Origin of the sequence: Phaeodactylibacter luteus (genome assembly GCF_007993045.1) — a bacterium.
GTDB classification, from domain to species: domain Bacteria; phylum Bacteroidota; class Bacteroidia; order Chitinophagales; family Saprospiraceae; genus Phaeodactylibacter; species Phaeodactylibacter luteus.
On record NZ_VOOR01000155.1, the window covers coordinates 1 to 947 of the forward strand.

General features: G+C 45.4%; 1 protein-coding gene. It reads left to right on the forward strand.

Annotated elements, in window-relative coordinates; all coding sequences use genetic code 11:
* On the forward strand, positions 1–942 hold a 942-nt coding region (locus FRY97_RS21935; protein WP_147169762.1), incomplete at its 5' end, for an ISL3 family transposase.
* Positions 943–947 lie beyond the last annotated feature (5 nt).

Consider the following 947-nt stretch of genomic DNA (forward strand, 5'->3'; position numbering starts at 1 on the left):
TGGGCGCGCCCTGGCAGTGGCTTTACGCTGCTGTTCGAATCCTTTGTATTGCAATTGATCGAATGTGAAATGCCGGTCAGCAAGGTAGGGCAATTGGTTGGGGAATATGCGAACCGGATATGGACTATCCTTAATTATTATGTCCGCGGCGCTTATCAAAGAGAAGACCACAGCCAGGTTAAGGAGCTGGGGATAGATGAGACAAGCACTAAAAAAGGGCATAACTACATAACTGTAGCGGTGGACATGGATGAGCGTAAAGTGGTCCATGTAACTCCGGGCAAGGATAAGCAAAGCGTCTCAAACATACAGCAATACCTTGAAAGCAAAGGCTGTAAAGCAGAGCAGATAGAAGAAGTCAGCCTGGATATGTCCCCGTCATTTATTAGTGGCAGCCTGGAATCTTTTCCAAACGCAGCTCTGACCTTTGACCGGTTCCATGTAAAAAAGCTGCTCAACAAAGCCATGGACAAAGTACGCCAAGCGGAAAGGAAGGAACATGAATTGCTCAAGGGCCATAAGTACACCTTTTTAAAAGGGGAGGAGAAGTTGAGCAAGTCACAAAAAGAGAAGCGGGATAGCTTGCTCAAGCTATATCCAACCCTTGGCGAAGCCTACCGCCTTAAAGTGCTATTTGATGACTTTTGGGAAATCAAGGAAGAAGGGCAGGCAGAACTGTTTTTAGCTGATTGGTGCAGCCAGGCAGAGGAAAGCAAAATCTTCCCGTTCATCGAATTCGTCAAAACCCTGAAAGCTCACTGGTATGGAATCATAAGTTATGCTACATCTCGGTTAACCAATGGGGTATTAGAAGGCATTAACGCAAAAATCCAGCTGGCAAAAAGAAGAGCGAGGGGATACCGGAATATCGACAATTTTATCACTATGATTTATTTATTAGCAGGCAAACTCGATCTTAGGCACCCACACAAATTCACATAGAGCCA